The organism is Rhizobium sp. BE258, from assembly GCF_031457345.1.
Classification (GTDB): Bacteria; Pseudomonadota; Alphaproteobacteria; order Rhizobiales; family Rhizobiaceae; genus Rhizobium.
Genome location: NZ_JAVDWL010000001.1, coordinates 494206 through 511765, shown reverse-complemented (window position 1 = coordinate 511765; position 17560 = coordinate 494206). Strand labels below are relative to the sequence as shown.

18 protein-coding genes are annotated in these 17560 nt (G+C 60.8%); 5 read left to right on the top strand and 13 right to left on the bottom strand.

The window, feature by feature from the left end:
* Window positions 1-6 precede the first annotated feature (6 nt).
* The gene (locus J2X43_RS02480) at window positions 7-1068 is read right to left on the bottom strand and encodes a pyridoxal-phosphate dependent enzyme (RefSeq protein WP_112388762.1); all 1062 of its coding nucleotides are present in this window, start codon (window positions 1066-1068) and stop codon (window positions 7-9) included.
* Between the two features lie 84 nt (window positions 1069-1152).
* Between J2X43_RS02480 and J2X43_RS02475 the strand changes: the two genes are divergently transcribed.
* The 3 genes from J2X43_RS02475 to J2X43_RS02465 all read left to right on the top strand — a co-directional run bounded on the left by J2X43_RS02475 (window position 1153) and on the right by J2X43_RS02465 (window position 3529).
* On the top strand, window positions 1153-1641 hold the full coding sequence (locus J2X43_RS02475; RefSeq protein ID WP_112388763.1) for an Lrp/AsnC family transcriptional regulator: 489 nt from the start codon (window positions 1153-1155) through the stop codon (window positions 1639-1641).
* A gap of 153 nt (window positions 1642-1794) precedes the next feature.
* On the top strand, window positions 1795-2190 hold the full coding sequence (locus tag J2X43_RS02470; protein WP_310290686.1) for a hypothetical protein: 396 nt from the start codon (window positions 1795-1797) through the stop codon (window positions 2188-2190).
* A 136-nt stretch (window positions 2191-2326) separates the two neighbouring features.
* Window positions 2327-3529 (top strand): ROK family transcriptional regulator, encoded by a 1203-nt coding sequence (locus tag J2X43_RS02465; RefSeq protein WP_112388764.1) that lies wholly within the window; start codon window positions 2327-2329, stop codon window positions 3527-3529.
* A 5-nt stretch (window positions 3530-3534) separates the two neighbouring features.
* Here J2X43_RS02465 and J2X43_RS02460 read toward each other — a convergent pair whose 3' ends face one another.
* The 7 genes from J2X43_RS02460 to J2X43_RS02430 are packed head-to-tail and all read right to left on the bottom strand — an operon-like array spanning window position 3535 to window position 11394.
* Window positions 3535-5556 carry a beta-N-acetylhexosaminidase gene (locus J2X43_RS02460; RefSeq protein ID WP_112388765.1) on the bottom strand — a complete coding sequence of 674 codons (2022 nt, stop codon included), beginning with the start codon at window positions 5554-5556 and terminating at the stop codon, window positions 3535-3537.
* Between the two features lie 16 nt (window positions 5557-5572).
* Window positions 5573-6049: a GNAT family N-acetyltransferase gene (locus J2X43_RS02455; RefSeq protein ID WP_112388766.1), complete on the bottom strand. Its 477-nt coding sequence runs from the start codon at window positions 6047-6049 to the stop codon at window positions 5573-5575.
* 12 nt (window positions 6050-6061) lie between these two features.
* Window positions 6062-6994 carry an ABC transporter ATP-binding protein gene (locus J2X43_RS02450; RefSeq protein ID WP_112388767.1) on the bottom strand — a complete coding sequence of 311 codons (933 nt, stop codon included), beginning with the start codon at window positions 6992-6994 and terminating at the stop codon, window positions 6062-6064.
* On the bottom strand, window positions 6991-7806 hold the full coding sequence (locus tag J2X43_RS02445) for an ABC transporter ATP-binding protein (RefSeq protein ID WP_112388768.1): 816 nt from the start codon (window positions 7804-7806) through the stop codon (window positions 6991-6993). The genes J2X43_RS02450 and J2X43_RS02445 overlap by 4 nt, the downstream gene beginning before the upstream one ends.
* Window positions 7803-8705, bottom strand: a complete 903-nt coding sequence (locus tag J2X43_RS02440; RefSeq protein WP_112388769.1) for an ABC transporter permease — start codon at window positions 8703-8705, stop codon at window positions 7803-7805. Before J2X43_RS02440 ends, J2X43_RS02445 begins: the two co-directional genes overlap by 4 nt.
* Complete coding sequence (locus J2X43_RS02435) at window positions 8705-9685, bottom strand: ABC transporter permease (protein WP_112388770.1); 981 nt, start codon at window positions 9683-9685, stop codon at window positions 8705-8707. Before J2X43_RS02435 ends, J2X43_RS02440 begins: the two co-directional genes overlap by 1 nt.
* 20 nt (window positions 9686-9705) lie before the next feature.
* On the bottom strand, window positions 9706-11394 hold the full coding sequence (locus tag J2X43_RS02430) for an ABC transporter substrate-binding protein (protein WP_112388771.1): 1689 nt from the start codon (window positions 11392-11394) through the stop codon (window positions 9706-9708).
* Between J2X43_RS02430 and J2X43_RS02425 the strand changes: the two genes are divergently transcribed.
* Together J2X43_RS02425 and J2X43_RS02420 are read left to right on the top strand one after the other, a co-directional pair.
* Window positions 11393-11545: a hypothetical protein gene (locus J2X43_RS02425; protein WP_162698700.1), complete on the top strand. Its 153-nt coding sequence runs from the start codon at window positions 11393-11395 to the stop codon at window positions 11543-11545. The two genes, J2X43_RS02430 and J2X43_RS02425, sit on opposite strands and share 2 nt — an antisense overlap.
* A 218-nt stretch (window positions 11546-11763) precedes the next feature.
* Complete coding sequence (locus tag J2X43_RS02420) at window positions 11764-12594, top strand: inositol monophosphatase family protein (protein ID WP_112388772.1); 831 nt, start codon at window positions 11764-11766, stop codon at window positions 12592-12594.
* Here J2X43_RS02420 and J2X43_RS02415 read toward each other — a convergent pair.
* From J2X43_RS02415 to J2X43_RS02395, 5 genes are read right to left on the bottom strand one after another with little or no spacing between them, the layout of a single operon-like run.
* On the bottom strand, window positions 12591-13439 hold the full coding sequence (locus tag J2X43_RS02415) for a glycerophosphodiester phosphodiesterase (protein WP_112388773.1): 849 nt from the start codon (window positions 13437-13439) through the stop codon (window positions 12591-12593). The two genes, J2X43_RS02420 and J2X43_RS02415, sit on opposite strands and share 4 nt — an antisense overlap.
* Window positions 13432-14508 carry an ABC transporter ATP-binding protein gene (locus tag J2X43_RS02410; RefSeq protein WP_112388774.1) on the bottom strand — a complete coding sequence of 359 codons (1077 nt, stop codon included), beginning with the start codon at window positions 14506-14508 and terminating at the stop codon, window positions 13432-13434. Before J2X43_RS02410 ends, J2X43_RS02415 begins: the two co-directional genes overlap by 8 nt.
* A gap of 33 nt (window positions 14509-14541) precedes the next feature.
* The gene (locus J2X43_RS02405; RefSeq protein WP_112388775.1) at window positions 14542-15372 is read right to left on the bottom strand and encodes an ABC transporter permease subunit; all 831 of its coding nucleotides are present in this window, start codon (window positions 15370-15372) and stop codon (window positions 14542-14544) included.
* Window positions 15369-16259, bottom strand: a complete 891-nt coding sequence (locus tag J2X43_RS02400; RefSeq protein ID WP_112388776.1) for an ABC transporter permease subunit — start codon at window positions 16257-16259, stop codon at window positions 15369-15371. The genes J2X43_RS02405 and J2X43_RS02400 overlap by 4 nt, the downstream gene beginning before the upstream one ends.
* Complete coding sequence (locus tag J2X43_RS02395) at window positions 16259-17404, bottom strand: extracellular solute-binding protein (RefSeq protein WP_112388777.1); 1146 nt, start codon at window positions 17402-17404, stop codon at window positions 16259-16261. The genes J2X43_RS02400 and J2X43_RS02395 overlap by 1 nt, the downstream gene beginning before the upstream one ends.
* Window positions 17405-17560 lie beyond the last annotated feature (156 nt).

Sequence of the window (17560 nt, the reverse complement as noted above, 5' to 3'; positions counted from 1 at the left end):
CCCCTTTTAGGTTTCTTCGTTGAGAGGTCCTTCGGTCACGAACAACAGCACGCGGCTCGAAGCGTCGAGTTCAAGGCGGACTGCCATTTCGGGATTTGCAATGGCTCGGCGAAGCCCGGCGAGACCGGCTGCGCCCGACGGCGTGGTCGGGGGGCCGCCAGCGGCTTCCAGCAAGAGTGGTTCGTTGGTGAGACGATCCTCTTCAACGGTCACAACGTCGATAAACCCGGCCATCAGTTTCAATGCCGGCCGGCTTGCCTCGCCGCAGGCAAGCATCGTTGCGGACGTTGTCAGATCGCCAGGCACCCGCTCGACATTGCCTGTGCGGATTGCCACATCGACACATGCCGCTGTCGCGGGTTCTACGACGACAATCCTTGCCGGTTGCGCGAGCCAGTCCTTGAGGCCTGTCGTCATTGCCGCCGCGAGACCGCCGACACCGGCCTGGATAAAAAGATGCGTCGGACGCAGCCCTTCCCCAATCTGCTCTTTGATTTCCTGGGGGATCACGCCATAGCCTGCGATCACGTCGCTCACGATCGGGTCATCGGGATCGGAGGAGGTGTCGGCCACCAGAATGCCGGCACCGTCTTTGGCCGCCTTCTTTGCCGCGTCGACAGCGTCGTCATAGGTTCCATCGATGTCGACGATCTCCGCACCCATCTCAACGATGCGATCACGGCGGGCGCGAGAGACGTCGGGGTAGAGGAAGATGCGGGCGCGGCTGCCAGCAAAACGAGCGGCGGCGGCAACGGCCAGGCCATGGTTTCCAGCACTCGCAGTCAACAGCTGAGGCAGGCGGCCGGCCGGCACTTTGCCCGAAGCAATCGCGGCGAAATCCTCACCGGTAGCCCGCGACAGCGCCCGCAATGCCGCATAGGTTCCTCCAAGTGATTTGAAGCTGCCGAGTGTTCTAGCTCCCTCGTCCTTGAGGAAGACCGCACCCAGCCCATGGGCAGCTGCGAGCTCCGGCAAGGCAATCAGCGGTGTCGCGGCATATCCCGGCGCAAGGGCATGCAGGCGGGTCTGGATAATGTGAGCGTCTTCGATCGGCAGGTTCTTTGTCATGCGGAAATGCTACTGCGTTATGCGCGCTGAGTTTCGCCGAAATTCCTTGCACCTTACCGGTTTCAGGCGATATTCTCCCTATTCATGACGGAAACCGCTACCCTCGATTCATTCGATCTCTCTTTGCTGAAGCTGGTGCAGGTCAACAACCTGATGCCGGCCCGCATGCTCGCCGAAAAAGTTGGCCTTTCGGAAAGCGCGGTGTTGCGCAGGCTTCGCCAGATGCGGGCGAATGGGACGATTGCCGCCGATGTCGCGATCGTACGGCCGGCGTCGATGGGATTTCCACTGACAATTCACGTTCTCGTTTCGCTGGAGCGCGAGGCCGGTAGCGAACTCGAGGCGTTCATCAGGAAGATCAAAAAGCGGCCGGAGGTTCGGCAGGCCAACTACGTGACCGGTGAGGCTGATTTCATTCTGATGCTGCAGCTTTCCGGCATGGAGCAATACGACGTCTTCACGCGGGAAGTGTTCCACGAAGACGGCAACGTGAAATCGTTCACGACGCTGGTTACGATCCGCGATGTCGTCAACCCTATGGATGCGGTCCTTGCTCGAGGCATCGACCGTTAAATCAAGGCGCCGCTCACACCGCGGTGCCCCCTCGAAGTATAACTCCGCGGACCACTGCCACTCACCTGCTCGCCAAAAGGCGGATCTAGAGGCGGTTTCGGCGGTGTAGTGATACGCGGCCAATATGCACGATAAGAACCCGGCAAGATCCTGGTGAGCTTCCATGAGACCGGCCGTCCCACCGGGATCATCTGCCACGGTCCGATCGTTCTGCTTTCGGCACTCCCGCATCCGGATGCCTTCATCGCCTCGATGATCACAGGTGACGGCAAGGCAAGCTCGCTCACCACCGGCTGGCCTTATGCCGGTTATCGCGCGACGATCTTCTTGACCGGCGAAGAGCAGGCGCTCGAAGGCCCGAACGGCCTCGGTGGCAACGTTCAGTTCTACCTGGTCAATGCTCTGGCCGAAGCCAGCGCACGCGTGGAACCGATCGCCAACTGGCATAGCAACGTCGTCGTCGATCGCGAACTGATCACCGGCCAGCAGCCGATGTCGGCGCCAGAATTCGGCGACGCTCTCGTCGCAAAGCTGAATGACAAGCAGTAGTCACGTCGAAAGCGGACCGCCGGGTCAATTCGGCGGTCCCAAACCCATACTTTAAGTCGCGTCCAAGCTCAAAAAAGCGCTTTCCCCGGGGCTTGTCTCATGGGAAAGGTAACGCTGCATTTGCGACGAAAGATCCATGAAAACAATATCGGGCACCAACCTTGAGCAAGCGAAATTCCATAACCGCCGGGTTGTGATCGAGGCGATCCGCAGCAGTGGACCGCTGTCCCGGGCGGCGATCGCGCGGATGACCGCGCTGACCACGCAAACGGTGTCCAACATTGTCGAGGAACTGGCGCGCTCTCACCTTTTGATTTCCGGCGAGCCGCAGAAGACAGCGCGCGGACAGCCGATCATTCCGTACTCGATCAATCCGCAGGGCGCCTATTCGATCGGCCTTGAGCTCGGAAGCCAGCGCGCCAGCGGCATTCTGACCGATCTCTCCGGGGCCATCTGCGCCCGCGTCGAGCACAACATCGACCATGCCGATCCGGAGAAGGCAATTCCTGTCCTTGAGGGCGTCGTCGCCGAGCTTCAGGGAGCATTCGCGTTTGACCGCCGCCGCCTTCTCGGGATCGGCATGGCACTTCCCGGGCGCTATGCCGACGGAGGGGTGACCACGCTCAGCCCGCAAAATCTGCCGGGGTGGCAGCGCTTCCCCGTTGGACGCGAGCTTGAAGACCGTCTGGGCTTGCCGGTGCTCATCGAGAACGATGCGGCGGCAGCGGCGATCGGCGAGCGCCTTCACGGCGTCGCCCGCGGCTTCAACAGTTTCGTCTATCTCTACCTTGCCCGCGACGGTGGCATCGGTGCCGGCATGTTTCTCGACGGCCATCTCTACAAGGGCAGCCGCTACAATGCAGGCGAAATCGGCCATATCGTCGTCGAACGCAACGGCAGGCCCTGCCCCTGCGGCAAACGTGGTTGCCTCGACCGCTATGTGTCGCCGTCGGTCGCCTATGAATTCATGGGCATCGGCAATGCAGGCGAGCTTTCGACCGACGAACTCGACGAACGGGTGAGAGCCGGCGGCAAAGGTCTTGAGGACTGGCTGGCGCTGGCGGTCGAGCCCTTGCGGCAGACAATCGACTTTCTTGAGCTTGCCTTCGACCCGCAGACGATCGTTCTCGGCGGCAGCATATCGACGCTGATGATGCAGCGGCTGGCCGACTGCCTGGCGCCCCTACCCGTGCCGATCGATCCCGATGAGATAAGGACCGTGCCGCGCGTCACCATCGGCACGACCGGGAAGGATACGGCCATTCTCGGCGCCGCAGCCCTCCCGATCTTTTCCGAAACGAACCCCCGTTTCGACGTGCTGCAGAAGCCGCTGGGCTAGCGGCTTCAGGCTTGCTGGATGCCGTAGAGAAGCGGCATCAATCCCGCGAGCGCCCGGAACCGCTCCCAGGATTTCGCCTCCGGTCTCGTCCAGCCGTTTTCAGCGAGGGCCGAAAGCCTTGGAAAGACCAGGCGATCGAAGACGGCCCGGTCGGTCATCGGTTCAGACCAGATGCAGGCCTGTATCCCGCGAAGCATGTTCCTTTGCGCGTCCGTCCATCCCTCGACCGGATCGAACTGGTACAGCTTTTCAGCGTCGGACGTCCCCGCCCAGTTGGCGCCCGGCTCGTCCCAATCTGGCCTGAGTGCCATATCGAGATAGTAGACCTGGCCGGGGCAAACCACGATTTCGTAGCCTTGCGCGGCGAGTTCAGCCGCCACTTCGACATTTCTCCAGCTGCAGAGATAGCTGCGCGATTTGTCGATGACGTCTCCATGGGCTGCTTCTTCCCAGCCCCCGGTGGTGCATCCGTTGGCGGCCAGGAAGCGCTGCGCCCGCTGCAGAAATTCGGCCTGCAGCACCGCGGTACCCGACCCAGAAATATCGTCGGCGCCATGGTCGTTGGTAATGACGTTCAGCCGTTCCGCATGCCTGTCGGCGATCTCGTCACCGGCGAGTGAACGCAACCTTGCCAGTGCCTGCGGAGAACCGGACCAGGCGCCGAGCGGAACCTCGTCGGCACCGATGTGGATGATCTTCGAAGGGAACAGGTCGATGAGTTCGGAGAGAATGGTCTCAACGATCTCGTAGGTCTCTTCCCTTGCCGGATTGAGGCAATTGTCCGGAAAGCCCTGGACGGAATAGTAGCTGCCCATCTCGTCCGGATCGCGCAGTTCCGGAATGGCAAGCTGCATCGCATAGCAATGGCCCGGCATGTCGATCTCCGGAACGACGGTTATGCCGAACGACGAGGCGAGCGAAACGATCTCTCGTACCGCAGCCTTGGTGTAGAACCCGCCCGTTCGAGCCGGGCTGGAGCCGAGGAGCGGCGGAATTGCCAGCCCGTGGCCGCGCCAGGCGCCAATCTCCGTCAGAGCCGGATAGGCGTCGATCTCCACGCGCCACGCTTCATCATCCGACAAATGCCAGTGGAAATGGTTGAGCTTGTTCCACGCCAGCACCGCGAGCAGCTTTTTGATTTCTGCAGCGCCGTAGAATTGTCTGGCAACATCGAGATGCAACCCGCGCCAGGCCATTTGCGGCTCGTCGGTGATTTCGCCGGACCCCGGAAAATGGAAGACCTGCGGATGCAGCCTTGCGCCCCGCCAAATCTGACCAAGCGTGATGAGGCCGTAGAGAAAACCGGTCCGGCCGGCCGCCTCGACCTCGACGCTGCTGCCCCGAAAGCGGATACGGTAGCTTTCCGGCCCCGGGAGATCTGCTGCTGTCAGCAAGACAGGCATGCCTCCCTCGGCAGCCGGTCTCACCATCCCCTCGACGGCAAACAGCCGCTCCACCAGCGCCGTGAAATTTTCTGCCGCGGCCTCTGCTTCGGCATTGGAAGCCTGCAGGGCAAAGCCTGCAGGCAACGGCATGCGGGCGCCAACCGAGACTTTGCTGGGCCACGGAATAATGGAAACGGGAACAGACACCTGGGCAGGCACCGGAAAGATCTCTGCGCCACGCTTGAGCGGCGCGTTGCTGGCCGACGACCGTGTCGGTTCGCATTCAAGCGTGATGATGCGCCCGTCATCAAGAGCCAGATAGGCGTTGGTCGCACCGTCCGTCCAGTGCTGGAATTGCCAGCTCAGCGCAAAAACAGAGATCGACCAGGTGTCTCCCTGGGCAAGCACGAAGCCTTCAGGCGGACGGAATTCCGTAAAGTTCGAGAGACGTTTGGAAACCACCGCACCTTCGACCCGGCCAGCCGGATCGACACGTCCCGGCCCGCTGACACAGAGGGCGAAGTTGGTCAGCGGTTCGCCTCCCATGTGCTTCAGGCGAAGTGCATAGGAGAACTCTGCGTTGCCGGAAGGCGGATTCCATATGGTCTCCAGCCGCAGGGCGGAGCGTTGAGGTGCGGACATGGCTATTCCTTTGGGTTCAGTGGTCAGTTTTGAGCATGCCGGCATAAATGCCGGGCTCGGAATTCGGGATCGGCGTTGCCGCAACGGCCTTCTCGTAAAACGCGGACGGCCCGACGTCGCCGATGATCGCATAGGCATATCCCAGCGACTTAAGGTCGGTCAGGCTGGCAAACAGGAGAGCACGGCCGATTCCAAGACCGCGCGCATTTTCATCAACGCCGGTTGGGCCGAAAAAGCCGCGGGCCGTGGCCTCGTGGCAGGCAAAGCCGATCAGCGCGCCGTCGCGCGTCGCGATAAAGCAGGTGGGCGGCTGGCGGGTCATGGCGACTGTTGCTTCGCTGGCCCAGCCCGCTCCAAATTTGTCCTCGATCCAGCCTGTGATCAGCTTGAGCTCGGGCGGCAAGGCGCGCCTGATTGTCACCTTGGCCTCCGTCATGGCGGTTTGTGACGTGTTGTCGGCAGGCAAGGCCGACAGGTTGACGAGATAATCCATTCTAGTTTGGCCTTACTGAGCTGTGTTGCCGGGCATTCGGACAAAGTGGTTCGCGCCCACCTGATCGATCGCTGCCGACGCTGGGCGGCTGAGGCTGCGGACCTTTTCCGCCTGTTCAAGAAAGCGCGCACTTCCGCCGGTCACGAACGGCCTGCCGCCATCGGGCACGGCAGAAAGCAGCAGCCGGGTGTAGGGATGATGCGGCTGGCCAAGCACAGCTGCCGTATCGCCCCATTCAACCATCTGCCCCGCAAACATCACGACGATTTCCTCGGCAACGCTGGCCGCGGTGGCGATATCATGGGTGATGTAAAGCAGGGCCAGATCATTTTGCTTTTTGACGCGCGCCAGGAGGTCGAGAATGTCCTTGCGAATAGAGACATCGAGCATCGACGTCGGTTCATCGGCAACGAGCACGCTCGGTTGAACGGCAAGCGCCCGGGCGATGTTGACGCGCTGGCGCTGACCGCCCGAAAGCTCGTGCGGAAACTTCCGGCGCGAGACTGCCGGGTCGAGCCCGACGCTTTCAAGCAGTGCCCCGATACGCTCGTCCAGCACCTGCTTTGAAAGACCGTGCTGGTGAAGTTCGAGCGGCCGCGACAGATGATGGTTCACGCTGAAGGCGGGATTCAGGGAGGAAAACGGATCCTGAAACACCATCTGGACATCCTTGCGGTAGCGCCGCTCCTCCTTCGGGGTACCGCGAAGCGTCAGATCCTGCCCCCGAAAGAGCAGCTTGCCGCCAGAGGGTCTGTCCAGGCGGGCGATGATCCGCGCGCAGGTGGTCTTGCCGCATCCGGATTCGCCGACAAGCGCCAGAGCCCGTCCCGGATAGAGGGAGAAACTGATGTCCCTCAAAGCCTGGATCGGGCCGAAATGCCTGTTGATGCTTTCAAGCCGGATATGCGGCAAAGCTGCGGTGGATATGCTCGGCTCGGCTCTCATGCTGTAACTCCGGAAGACAGGTCATGGACGGGAAGCTGCGGGATCGCGTTCCATAGCTTGCGCGTGTATTCGTGCTTCGGCGCCGTGCTGACCTGATGGACATCGCCGACCTCGACCAGCTCGCCTTTCAGCATCACTCCGATGCGCTGACACAGCTGCGCCATCAAATGCAGGTCGTGCGTGATGAACAGCACCGAGAAACCATGAGTTCTCTGCAGATCGACGACCTGCTCGAGGATCTCGCGCTGGACGACGACATCGAGCGCTGTCGTCGGCTCATCCATAATGATCAGTTCGGGCTGGAGGGCCAGACATATGGCGATGACGATGCGCTGACGCATGCCGCCTGAAAACTGATGCGGATAGTCGGCAATGCGATGGGGCGGTATGCCCACCAGCCGGAACATCTCCTCGCCGCGTGCCCTCGACTGGTCGCGCGAACATCCGGTATGCCTGAAGAGCACGTCATGAAACTGCGCTTCGACCCGCATCAGGGGGTTAAGCGAGTTCATCGCACTCTGGAACACCATACCGACGCGCTTCCAGCGGATCTTCTGGAGCTCGCGCTCGCTCAGGCGCAACAGATCTTCTCCACCCAGCCTGATGCTGCCGCTTGTGATCCACGCAGGCGCCTTGGAGAGCCGGGTGATCGCATAGGCAATCGTGCTCTTGCCGCACCCGGACTCGCCAGCAAGCCCAAAGATCTCTCCCTTGCCGATGTTGAAAGAGACGTCGTTGACGGCGCGGAACTCGCCTTTGTCGACCAGATAGTCGATGTTGAGATGCTCGATTTCCAGCAGATTGTCGCTCATCGGCGTGCCTCCAGTTCGCGATTGCGGGCACGATTGAGGCGGAACCACCGAGCAAGGGCGGGGCCTGAGCGCAGTTGCGGATTCGCGATCTCATCGAATGTGAAGTTGAGAAGCGCCAGTCCGAGACCGGTCAGCGCAATCCCGGCCGCCGGAACGCCGACGTCCCACCACGCACCCACCATGATCGCCGACGCGTTCTGCGCGTTGTAGAGCATCGTGCCCCAGGAGACCTTCAGGGGATCGCCGAAACCCAGATATTCCAGCGTCGTCTGTGCGACGACAGCATAGATGATGCTCCCGACCAGATTGATACCGATGAGGGGCGCCAGATTGGGCAGGATCTCGACGAAGATGATCCGCCATGCCGGCTCGCCGATCATTTTCGACGCTGTCACGAAATCACGGTTTCTGATCGACATGGTCTGCGACCGCGTCATTCTTGCACCCCATGGCCACGATGTCAGAGCGATGATCATCATGATCGTCATCGGACCGACCGTTCCCGCGAATGAGGCAAGCAGGATCAGCAACGGCATGTTCGGGACGACGAGAACGGCATTGGTTGCAAGATCGAGGGCGGCGTCGGTTTTTCCGCCGGCATATCCGGCAACAAGACCGATACCGGTGCCGATGACGGTGATCGCGATGCCGGTGGCAAACCCGACCGAAAGCGAGCTTCGCGCACCCCAGACAAACTGGCGATAGACATCGCGCCCCATCTTCGTGGTGCCAAGAACGTGTTCCATCGACGGGGGCTGATGGGAGCGGCCGACACGCGCGCCGGGTTCGCCCGGCGCAATAAGCGGAGCAAGCAGCGCGATCGCCCAGATGGCCGCGACGATAATCAATCCGGCAACGGCCTTGCGCTGGCGAAGGATGGCCCCAAGGGTGAAGCTCATTAGTTTGCCTCCCGCAGTCGTGGGTCGATCGATCCATAGAGAATGTCGACGAGAAAATTGGCGCCGAGAGTGGCAAGCGTCATCAGGAGCAGCTGGCCCTGAATGACCGGATAGTCACGCGCGATACTCGCGGTGTAGAGGGTCAATCCGAGCCCCGGGTAGTTGAAGACGATCTCAGTGACGATCGATCCACCGAAGACCGCGCCGATCATCAGTGCCAGATTGGTAAGAACGGGAAGCATCGCGTTGCGGGCGCCGTATCCGAACATCACGGCACGGTGGCTGAGGCCCTTGGCACGCCCCATCGTGACGTAGTCTTCGCCAAGCACCGAGATCATCGCCGAACGCATCGTCGTCTGAAATTCACCGATGAGAAACGGCGACAGCGTCAGTACCGGCAGAATGGCGTGAACGAGCACGCTGCCTGCAAAGGTGAAGTCGAAACCCGGATCCAGGTTCGGATCATAGGCATAGCCAACCGGAAACCAGCGAAGCGAAACACCAAAGATGAAAAGCGTGGTCAATGCGATGATGACGGGAGGGACGGAGATCATCACGACCGAAAGGGGCGAGACGATCGTGTCAAACCGGCCGCCGCGCCGCCATGCGGCGACAGCGCCGAGAACCACCCCCACACATAGCGAAAAGAGAATGGCGGTGACGACCAGAAAGATTGTCCAGATGGTGGCTCTGCCCAAAACCTGAACAACCGTTTGCGGATAGTATTTGACCGACACGCCAAGATCCAGCGTGGCCAACCCCTTCAGATAGTCGGCGAACTGGCTCATCATCGGGGCATCGACCGCGCCAAAGCGAGCCTTGATCGCTGCCACGGCTGCCGGCGTGGCGCGTGGCCCCAGCTGGGCCACCATGGCGTCGACGGGGCTCCCCGGCATAAGCCGGGGAAGGATGAAGTTCATCAACACGGCGAACGCCAGAGCGACCGCATAGACGCCGAGGCGCCGGCTCGAAATGCGCATATCCTCTATCCCTGGCCGGCTTATTGAACCGGCTTGAGACGCAGGAGATGCATCAGACGCATCCGGTTGTTGTCATGATCTTCCGGGTTCATGACCGGATCCTTGTCCGTCACCCAGCCGGTAAAGCGCTTGCTGGAGAACTGATACCAGGTGGGACCGTTGAACACAGGTACGACCGGGAAGTCATCGGCGACCAGAAGCTGGATGTCGTTGAAAATCTTCTTGTGGTCATCATCGGTCGTGGCCTTCAGATACTGACTGAAGAGCGCGTCCAGCTTCGGATTCGAATAGCGGGAAGGCGCGCCGGTGATGCGTCCGGCATAGGCTGTCGAGAGGCTTTGATAGTAGCCGCGGAACGGCGTCGCCCCGTCGGCACGCGAGTTCATGACCACCTCGAAACTTCCGTCAAGGATCTGCTTGCGCCACTGCTCGTATTCGGGCGTGGCGACGGACGCATTGATGCCGATGGCGCGAAGTCCCTCGACGGCGATCTGGACCGCGTCAATCCAATCGGTCCAGCCGTTTGGAACGATGACCGGAAACGCGATCGCCTTGCCTGTTGGCGTCGTCCGGAAGCCATCGGCGCCCTTCTTGAAGCCCGCGTCATCAAGGACCTTGTTGGCCTTCTCCGTGTCGAAGCCCATGAAGGCGTCCTTATCGCCTTCCGCGGCCTTGTTGCGCCAGCTTTCGAAGCGCGGCGGCAGGCCGCTGGCATGAAGGTTTACCACCGGATAGCCGAACCCGGCGATATCCACCATCGACGGCCGATCCATGGCGAGGCTGAATGCGTGACGGAAATTGATGTCCTTGTAAGCCTCGAGATTGCCCTCGTTGGCGCTCTTGAAGTTCATCTGGAAGGCGACCGTCTCGGCCGGCGGCTGCCAATAGCCGTTATGATCCGGATCGAGTGCTACGAAGGTTTTCTTGATTTCCGGAATGAACGATCCAATCCAGTCCATATTGCCTTCCGGCAGGATCGCCAGCATCTGATCGTTGCCGGAGATCTGCGGTAGCCGGATGCAATCCACATGAAGGGACGCCGCATCCCAGTAATTCGGATTGCGGCATTGCTCGTAAACCTGCGGCGTGAACCGGCGCAGCTCGGTGAGAGGCCCGGATCCGATCGGCTTTTCATTCTTGAATGCGACCGGGTCGGAAACATCCTTCCAGACATGCTCAGGAACGACGGCCAGATCTGCCAGCGACTCAGGGAAATCGGAGTTGACGTCCTTCAGATTGATGCGGACTTCGGTCGGTGATGGCGCCTCAACGGATGCGACAGTCTCGCCGACACCGACCGTATCGAGAGCCGCGTTCTTCAGCATCAGATCGATCGTATACTTGACATCAGACGAGGTCAGCGGCTGACCGTCCGACCATTTCAGCCCAGGACGCAGTTCATAGGTGATAGACTTGAGGTCATCTGAGAATTTGAAGCTCGTCGCCAGCCGCCATACCGGCTTGCCACCGTCCTCGGCGTTGAAAATGACAAGTGGCTCATAGATGAAATCCATCGTGCTCTGCCGGCGCCCGGCGAGGTCGAACGGATTGAAATTCTGCACCCAGCTCGTCTGCTCTTCAATGTGCATTGTCAGGACCGCCTCGGCGCTGAATGCACTCGAGGCGCCGAACAAGGCGATATAGGCAGCCGTCGTCGCCCAGCCCGCCTTCGCGATAAAATTGCGATACCCAATTCCAGTGATGTTCATGAAGGTTCCCTCTTTTTTATTTGCACTCAATCAAATTGATTTAATAATGGATATCGATCTTGGCGATGCCGGTCAATCTGTGAAAATCAGAAATTTGGGTTTGAAAATGCGCCCGCCGGAAAGCCTTCATTTCTTTCACGAAACGGCATAGAGGCGGAGGTGTGGGCTGCCCGGACGCCGGCGTCGTCTGCGCACAGAATGTGGATCGCGAAGGCAATTTCCGCGTCATTGCCGATCGTCCATCAGAACCGAATAGTTCAAGGTCGCCAAGTTCCTTCACGGGCGACATCGCAGGCGTTTCGTCATAAAAGCGTAATGTGCCTTTGCGATGCCTCAGGTCTCCAAATGTGAATCACTTTCCAGGTTTCCATGACAATTCCCGACGTTGCCGACCGACTCCATCCCGCGGCATCCAGCCGTCTCAGGCTCTTGGCAGAAGCCGTTTTCAAGGCCGGCACGCTCGCCCGTTCCTCCCTGAAACGCCGCCGTGTCAACGAGATGCTGGCGAAGGCTCCCAGAGACTATCAGACGGAGATCGACGTCGCGGTTGAGCGGATCATTGTCGACGAGATGGTCAGGGCATTTCCGGATTACGCCATCCAGGGCGAAGAGGCCGTCGGCAATCGCGACGCCGGCCCGGATACGCCAGTGATCTACATCGATCCGATCGATGGCACGACGAATTATGCGTGGGGAATACCCCATTTCGGCATGACCATCTCGATTGCCGAACATGGCAAGGTCGTCGCCGGCGTCGTCTACGACGCGATGCTGGACGAGCTCTTCAGCGCCGAAGCCGGACAGGGTGCCTATCTCAACGGCGAGAAGATCAGCTGCATCAACAATGGCGATATCGAGAATGTCCTGATCGGAGCCGGCCTTCCCGTTCCCGGCCAGGTCAAGGCGGTCAGGAAGGAAACCTATCTCTCGGCATTGCAGCGGCTGATGGATGAGACGGCCGGCGTGAGGCGGCTCGGCTCGGCGGCGCTCTCGATCGCCTATGTGGCCTGCGGCCGCCTCGATGGCTTCTTCGAGGATGGCCTGTCGCTGCACGACTACGGCGCCTCGGCATTGCTTGTCGAAGAGGCAGGCGGCAATGTCTCCGCCTTCTCGGGTGGCCCGGTAACGGCGAATGGCGATATCCTTGCGGCCAACGCCGCGGTCCACGCCTGGCTGGTTGACGGCTTCCGCGAAGGCTAGTGGCCGGAGGTGATCAGCGTCTCAAGGCCAACCGGGTCATCGGTGGTGATCTGGTCGGCCTTCAGCGCCAACAGGCGGCGAACATCGGGCAAGACATCGGGGATGGCGCGATTGATCGTATAGGCGTCGATCGTCCGGCCTTCCTGATGAAATGCGCCGATCATGTCGAAACCCGCTGCATCGGCAAACAGCACCAGCTTGTGATGCAGATAGATCATCGTGGCCTTTGGCGAGGCCGCAAGCGCGCCAGCGACGAAGCCCGCGAAATCGCGGTTTTCCATCAGCCGCTCGATTGCGCCGTCATGGCATGGGTCGTAGCCGACAGGCATATCGGGGACAGCGCGCGACAGGCGCTCCACGGCCACGGCGTCGCCGCCTGACAGAATGACGGATTTAGCCACCGGCGCGATCGCCCTCGCAAAGGCAGCAACGTCGGCTTCGCTGATGCGGACAGAATATTCCTTCAGATCCAGTTGCAGGACCGCATCCGGATGGCAATCGATCTCCTGCAGCAGACGGCCGAGATCATCGATCAGCATGACCGGATGACCGGTCGGCTGGCCTTCGTGGTCGCGGAGATAGAGGCTGTGGAGATAGTCGGCCGAGGCATCGGCGACAGCGCCCTCGCCCGTCGTCGCCGGATGCAGCACGTCGTCGTGCAGGACAGCAAAGCCATCACCCGCGAAACAGACGAGATCGATCTCGACGCTTGCACCGAGCGCCATGCCCTCGGCAATCCGCTGGCGCGTAAAGGAAATGTCGCCGGCCTGCCGGTGGCCGCGATGCCATTTCAGCCAGGTGAGATGGCCATCCGTCTTGATTGCGACGCCCGTTGTATCAGACATGACCGAACACCTGCTTCTGTCCCTGATGGCCGGCTTGCGGCGATTGATAGACGAGGCCGTTATCGCGGAATGCGAAGTAGGCTGCAACCTTGGGCTCGACCAGACTGCCCTTCGCCCAGTTGGCATCCGGCGCGGTCATCGATTTCAGCCGGCTACCGTCGATGAGATCGATATCGACAAGCTTATGCGTCCCGAAATCGATGGTGCGGTGAACCGACGCTGCTTTCTTCTCTGAGAGAGAAAGCGAAAGCGCCTCGGGCCGGAAGGCGATCTCCACCTCGCCATCGCCGACCGGTACGGCGAGCGGAAAGGCCGGGTGCTCGCTGACGCCGTTCTTGACAGTCGTGCGGACGAAATTCATCGAGCCGATAAACCCGGCGACGAAGGCCGTCTGCGGCTCGCGATAGATGACGTCTGGCGGTGCGATCTGCTCGGTGCCGCCGTCTCGCATGACGACGATGCGGTCGGCAAGCGCTAGCGCCTCGTCCTGACCGTGGGTGACGAACAGCGTGGTGATGCCGAGACGCTGCTGGATGTCCTTGACCTCTTCACGCAGACGCTCGCGCAGATGCTGGTCGAGGCTGGCGAAGGGTTCGTCGAGCAGCAGGATCTTCGGCTCCAGCACCAGCGAACGGGCCAGCGCGACACGCTGCTGCTGGCCGCCGGAAAGCTGCGTGGTCTGGCGCTTGCCGTAGTTGGACAGGCCGACAAGCTGAAGGGCGCCTTCGACGCGGTCGCGGATCTCCGCCTTCTGCAGATGCCGCAGCTTCAGGCCGAAAGCGATGTTGTTGAAGACATCCATATGCGTCCACAAGGCGTGGCTCTGAAACACCATGCCGGTCGGCCGCTTCTCCGGCGGCAGGCCGGTCACGTCCTTGGCGTCGATCAGGATCGAACCGCCCGTCGGGCGCTCGAAGCCGCCGATCATGCGAAGCAGCGTCGACTTGCCGGAGCCGGAGGGGCCGAGAAGGCAGACCAGCTCGCCATCTTCGACATCGAGCGAGAAATCGCGTACGGCGAAGGACGTGCCGAAGCTCTTCGAAACGCCGTTGATCGTCAAACGAGCCATTGAAAGCCTCTCTTCGGGCGGAACCCGATCATATTATGCACCGAAGCCCCGGGCGAATGCACCCGTGCCGATGACGCGGCGGGCAAACATCAAGGCAATGAAGGACGGCACCCACAGCATCACAGAAAGCACAGCGCCGTACTGAACGACGATCTGGTTGTTGATGAAGGTGATCATCAGCACCGGCATGGTGCGGATTTCAGGCGCACCGATCAGCCAGGCGCCTTCGGTTTCGTAGAAGGTGCCGACGAAGGTCAAAAGCAGGGCGGCGGCGATCGTCGGCCCGGCCTGCGGCAGGGTGATCGACCAGAAGACGCGCAGTGGTGCCGCACCTGCGTCCCGCGCCGCCTCTTCCATGCGGCGATCGACATTCTGAAAGGCCGCGACCGGAATCCAGATCATCAGCATCAGTGTGCCGACGAGCTGGATCAGCACGACACCCCAGAAGGTGCTGATTAGCCCCAACTGCAGGAAGATGCCGGCGATCGCCACCAGCAGGCCAAATTTCGGAAAGGCATGCGATGCGAGCAAGGACAGGAAGAGGATGTTGCGGCCCGGAAATTTCATCCGCGCAAAGGCATAGGCCGCCGGAAGGCAGATGATCGCCGAAAGGATGGTGACGGTTGCCGTCAGCCGCAGGCTCAGCGTCAGCGCATCCCAGACATCCGCACGCGACAGCGTCTGATGCCAGAAGCGCAGGCCGAACTGCTGCGGAATGACGGAGGGATAGCGCCAGACCTCGGTAAAGGCCCAGGTGCCGACAACGACCAGCGGCAATGCGATGAACAGCGTCAGAAGGACTGCGAAGCAGATCCCGGTCCAATCGATCCTGGCGCGTGAAGCGGTGTTTTCAACCGGCGTCATCGGCGGCCCTCCCGGTTTCTGGCGATCGAGCGCACGTAGAAAATGCCGAAGACCAGGCAGAAGGCGAAGGAGATAACCGCCTGCGTCAACGCGTTCAGCGGATCGTTCATGTCGGAGAAGGTGCGCTGCATGAACGGCCCCATCATCTCGGGCGAAGCGGGACCGAGAACATAGGGCAGCGTGAAGGACGAGAAGATGCCGAGAACGGCGAAAGATGCGGTCACCAGGAGGGAGTTGCCCATGCGCGGCATGATGATCGAGATGAAGACGCGCAAGGGCTTGGCGCCGACATCACGCGCGGCCTCGATCGAGCTTTTCGAGATGCTGCTGAGCCCGGCCGTCAACATCAGCACGGTCAGCGGCAGGTTGTCCCAGACGAGGCCGATCACCGGCCCCCAGGGTGTCAGATAGGGCGATGGCAGCTTCGGCAGACCGACGGCGTTGAGCAGGATATCGACGGTACCATTCGGGCCGATGGTGCGGATCAGCGCGTAGGAAAGAATGATCGACGGCACGAACATCGGGAAGATTGCAAGCCCCTGCACATAGCCGGCAAGGCGGCCCTGGGAGAAGCGAAGATAAAGCGCAATCGGCAATCCGATGACGACAAGCAGCACGCCGCAGACAAAGGTCGTCCAGAGCGTTACCCAGAGATTGGCAAGGCTGTAGCTGTCGGTGAAGAAGAACTGGTAGGAAGCCAGCGAGAACTGCGAAGTTCCATCCGCCCGGCGCACGAAGATCGTACCCATGACGGCCGAGATGATCGGATAGACGATAAGCCAGCCGAGCAGGAGAATCGGCAGGGCGACCAGAAGCAGCCCCGCCGAGGCACTCTTGGCCGGCGCGCCATCACGCGCCGGCGATTGAACGGGTATCCGTCTGCGCATCAGGTACGGCTGATGTTCGGCGCTACGTTACGGTACCAGCCGTCGTTGATGTTGGTTTCCCAATCGCCACTCGGGAAGGTCGGAATGGTCTTCGGAATGACGTCGGCATACTTCTTGCGAAGGTCGTCCGAAATGTGGTCCCAGGAGACGCCCGGGAAGCCGCCGATCTCAGTGATGATGGATTCCTGGATTTCCTTGCTGAGCAGGAACGAGGCGAGCTTGAGAGCGGCATCCTTATGGGCGCCGTTCGAGAGGACAGTCATGCGCGAGAAACCACCGCAGAGCGCGAGATCGCTTAGCTGGACGAGGCCGGTCGTCTCGGGCAGCACGCCCTGCGAGATTGCCTGCAGAATCTGATCCGACCAGACAGGCGTCATGGTGACGACGCCCTGTGCGAGCAGCTGGATCGACTGCGTGTTGCCGGCGGTGTAGGCGCCCTTTTCGTAGAGCGAGGGAGCGAGATCAGTGAGAAGCTTCCAGGCCGGAGTCAGCGTCTGGTTGGCGTAGTCTGCGGTGAAGTTGTCGACGGTGAACTTGCTGGGGTCGCGGCCATTGGCTTCATGAATGGCGCGGCGGACGAAGTTACCGCCAGAACCGCCCTTGTCGGGACGGTTGTAGATGAACTGGCCGGGGTTGGCCTTGATCCAGGCCGTCAGCTGTTCCCAGGTCTTCGGCGCGTTCTTCGGGTCGAGCTTGGTGGTGTCATAGGCCAGCAGAACCTGCGAGCCGCGATAGGGAAGCGAGTATTCGCTATCGACGCTCAGCGGGTTGACGTGGTCGAAGCCTTCGATGTTCTCGGCCGAGAACTTCACCCAGAGACCGGCGTCGATGCCGCCTGCCGGAAGGCGTGGGTCGAAATGTTCGAAAATGTCTGCCTGCGGATCGGTCTTGGTCTTCAGCGCGGCGAGACCGCGATCGGCGATAGCGCGCAGACCGGTGTTGTCGCCGGCGTCGGTGACCTTGATGGCCAGCTCCGGATGGGCCTTCGAAAACGCCGGAACGACGATGTTGCTCCAGAAATCGATAATGTTGGCGTCAGAGCCACTGTAGAGATCAATCGTCTCTCCAGCTGCAAACGCAAAGCGCGGCATCGCCAGAAGGCCCACCACCGCCGACGAAGTGACTAGAAATTCGCGTCTGTTCATGACCTTCTCCTCTTCCTGGGCCTCATTCCAAGAGGCCTTCGAAAGCCTAGCTATCCGTGGTGGATGACACCCCAATGACAAAAACCCACTTTTTGCACGCCTGTGCATCAATTGGCTTGAGGGATTTGGATTGCGGCTCAGTTACCGATAATATCG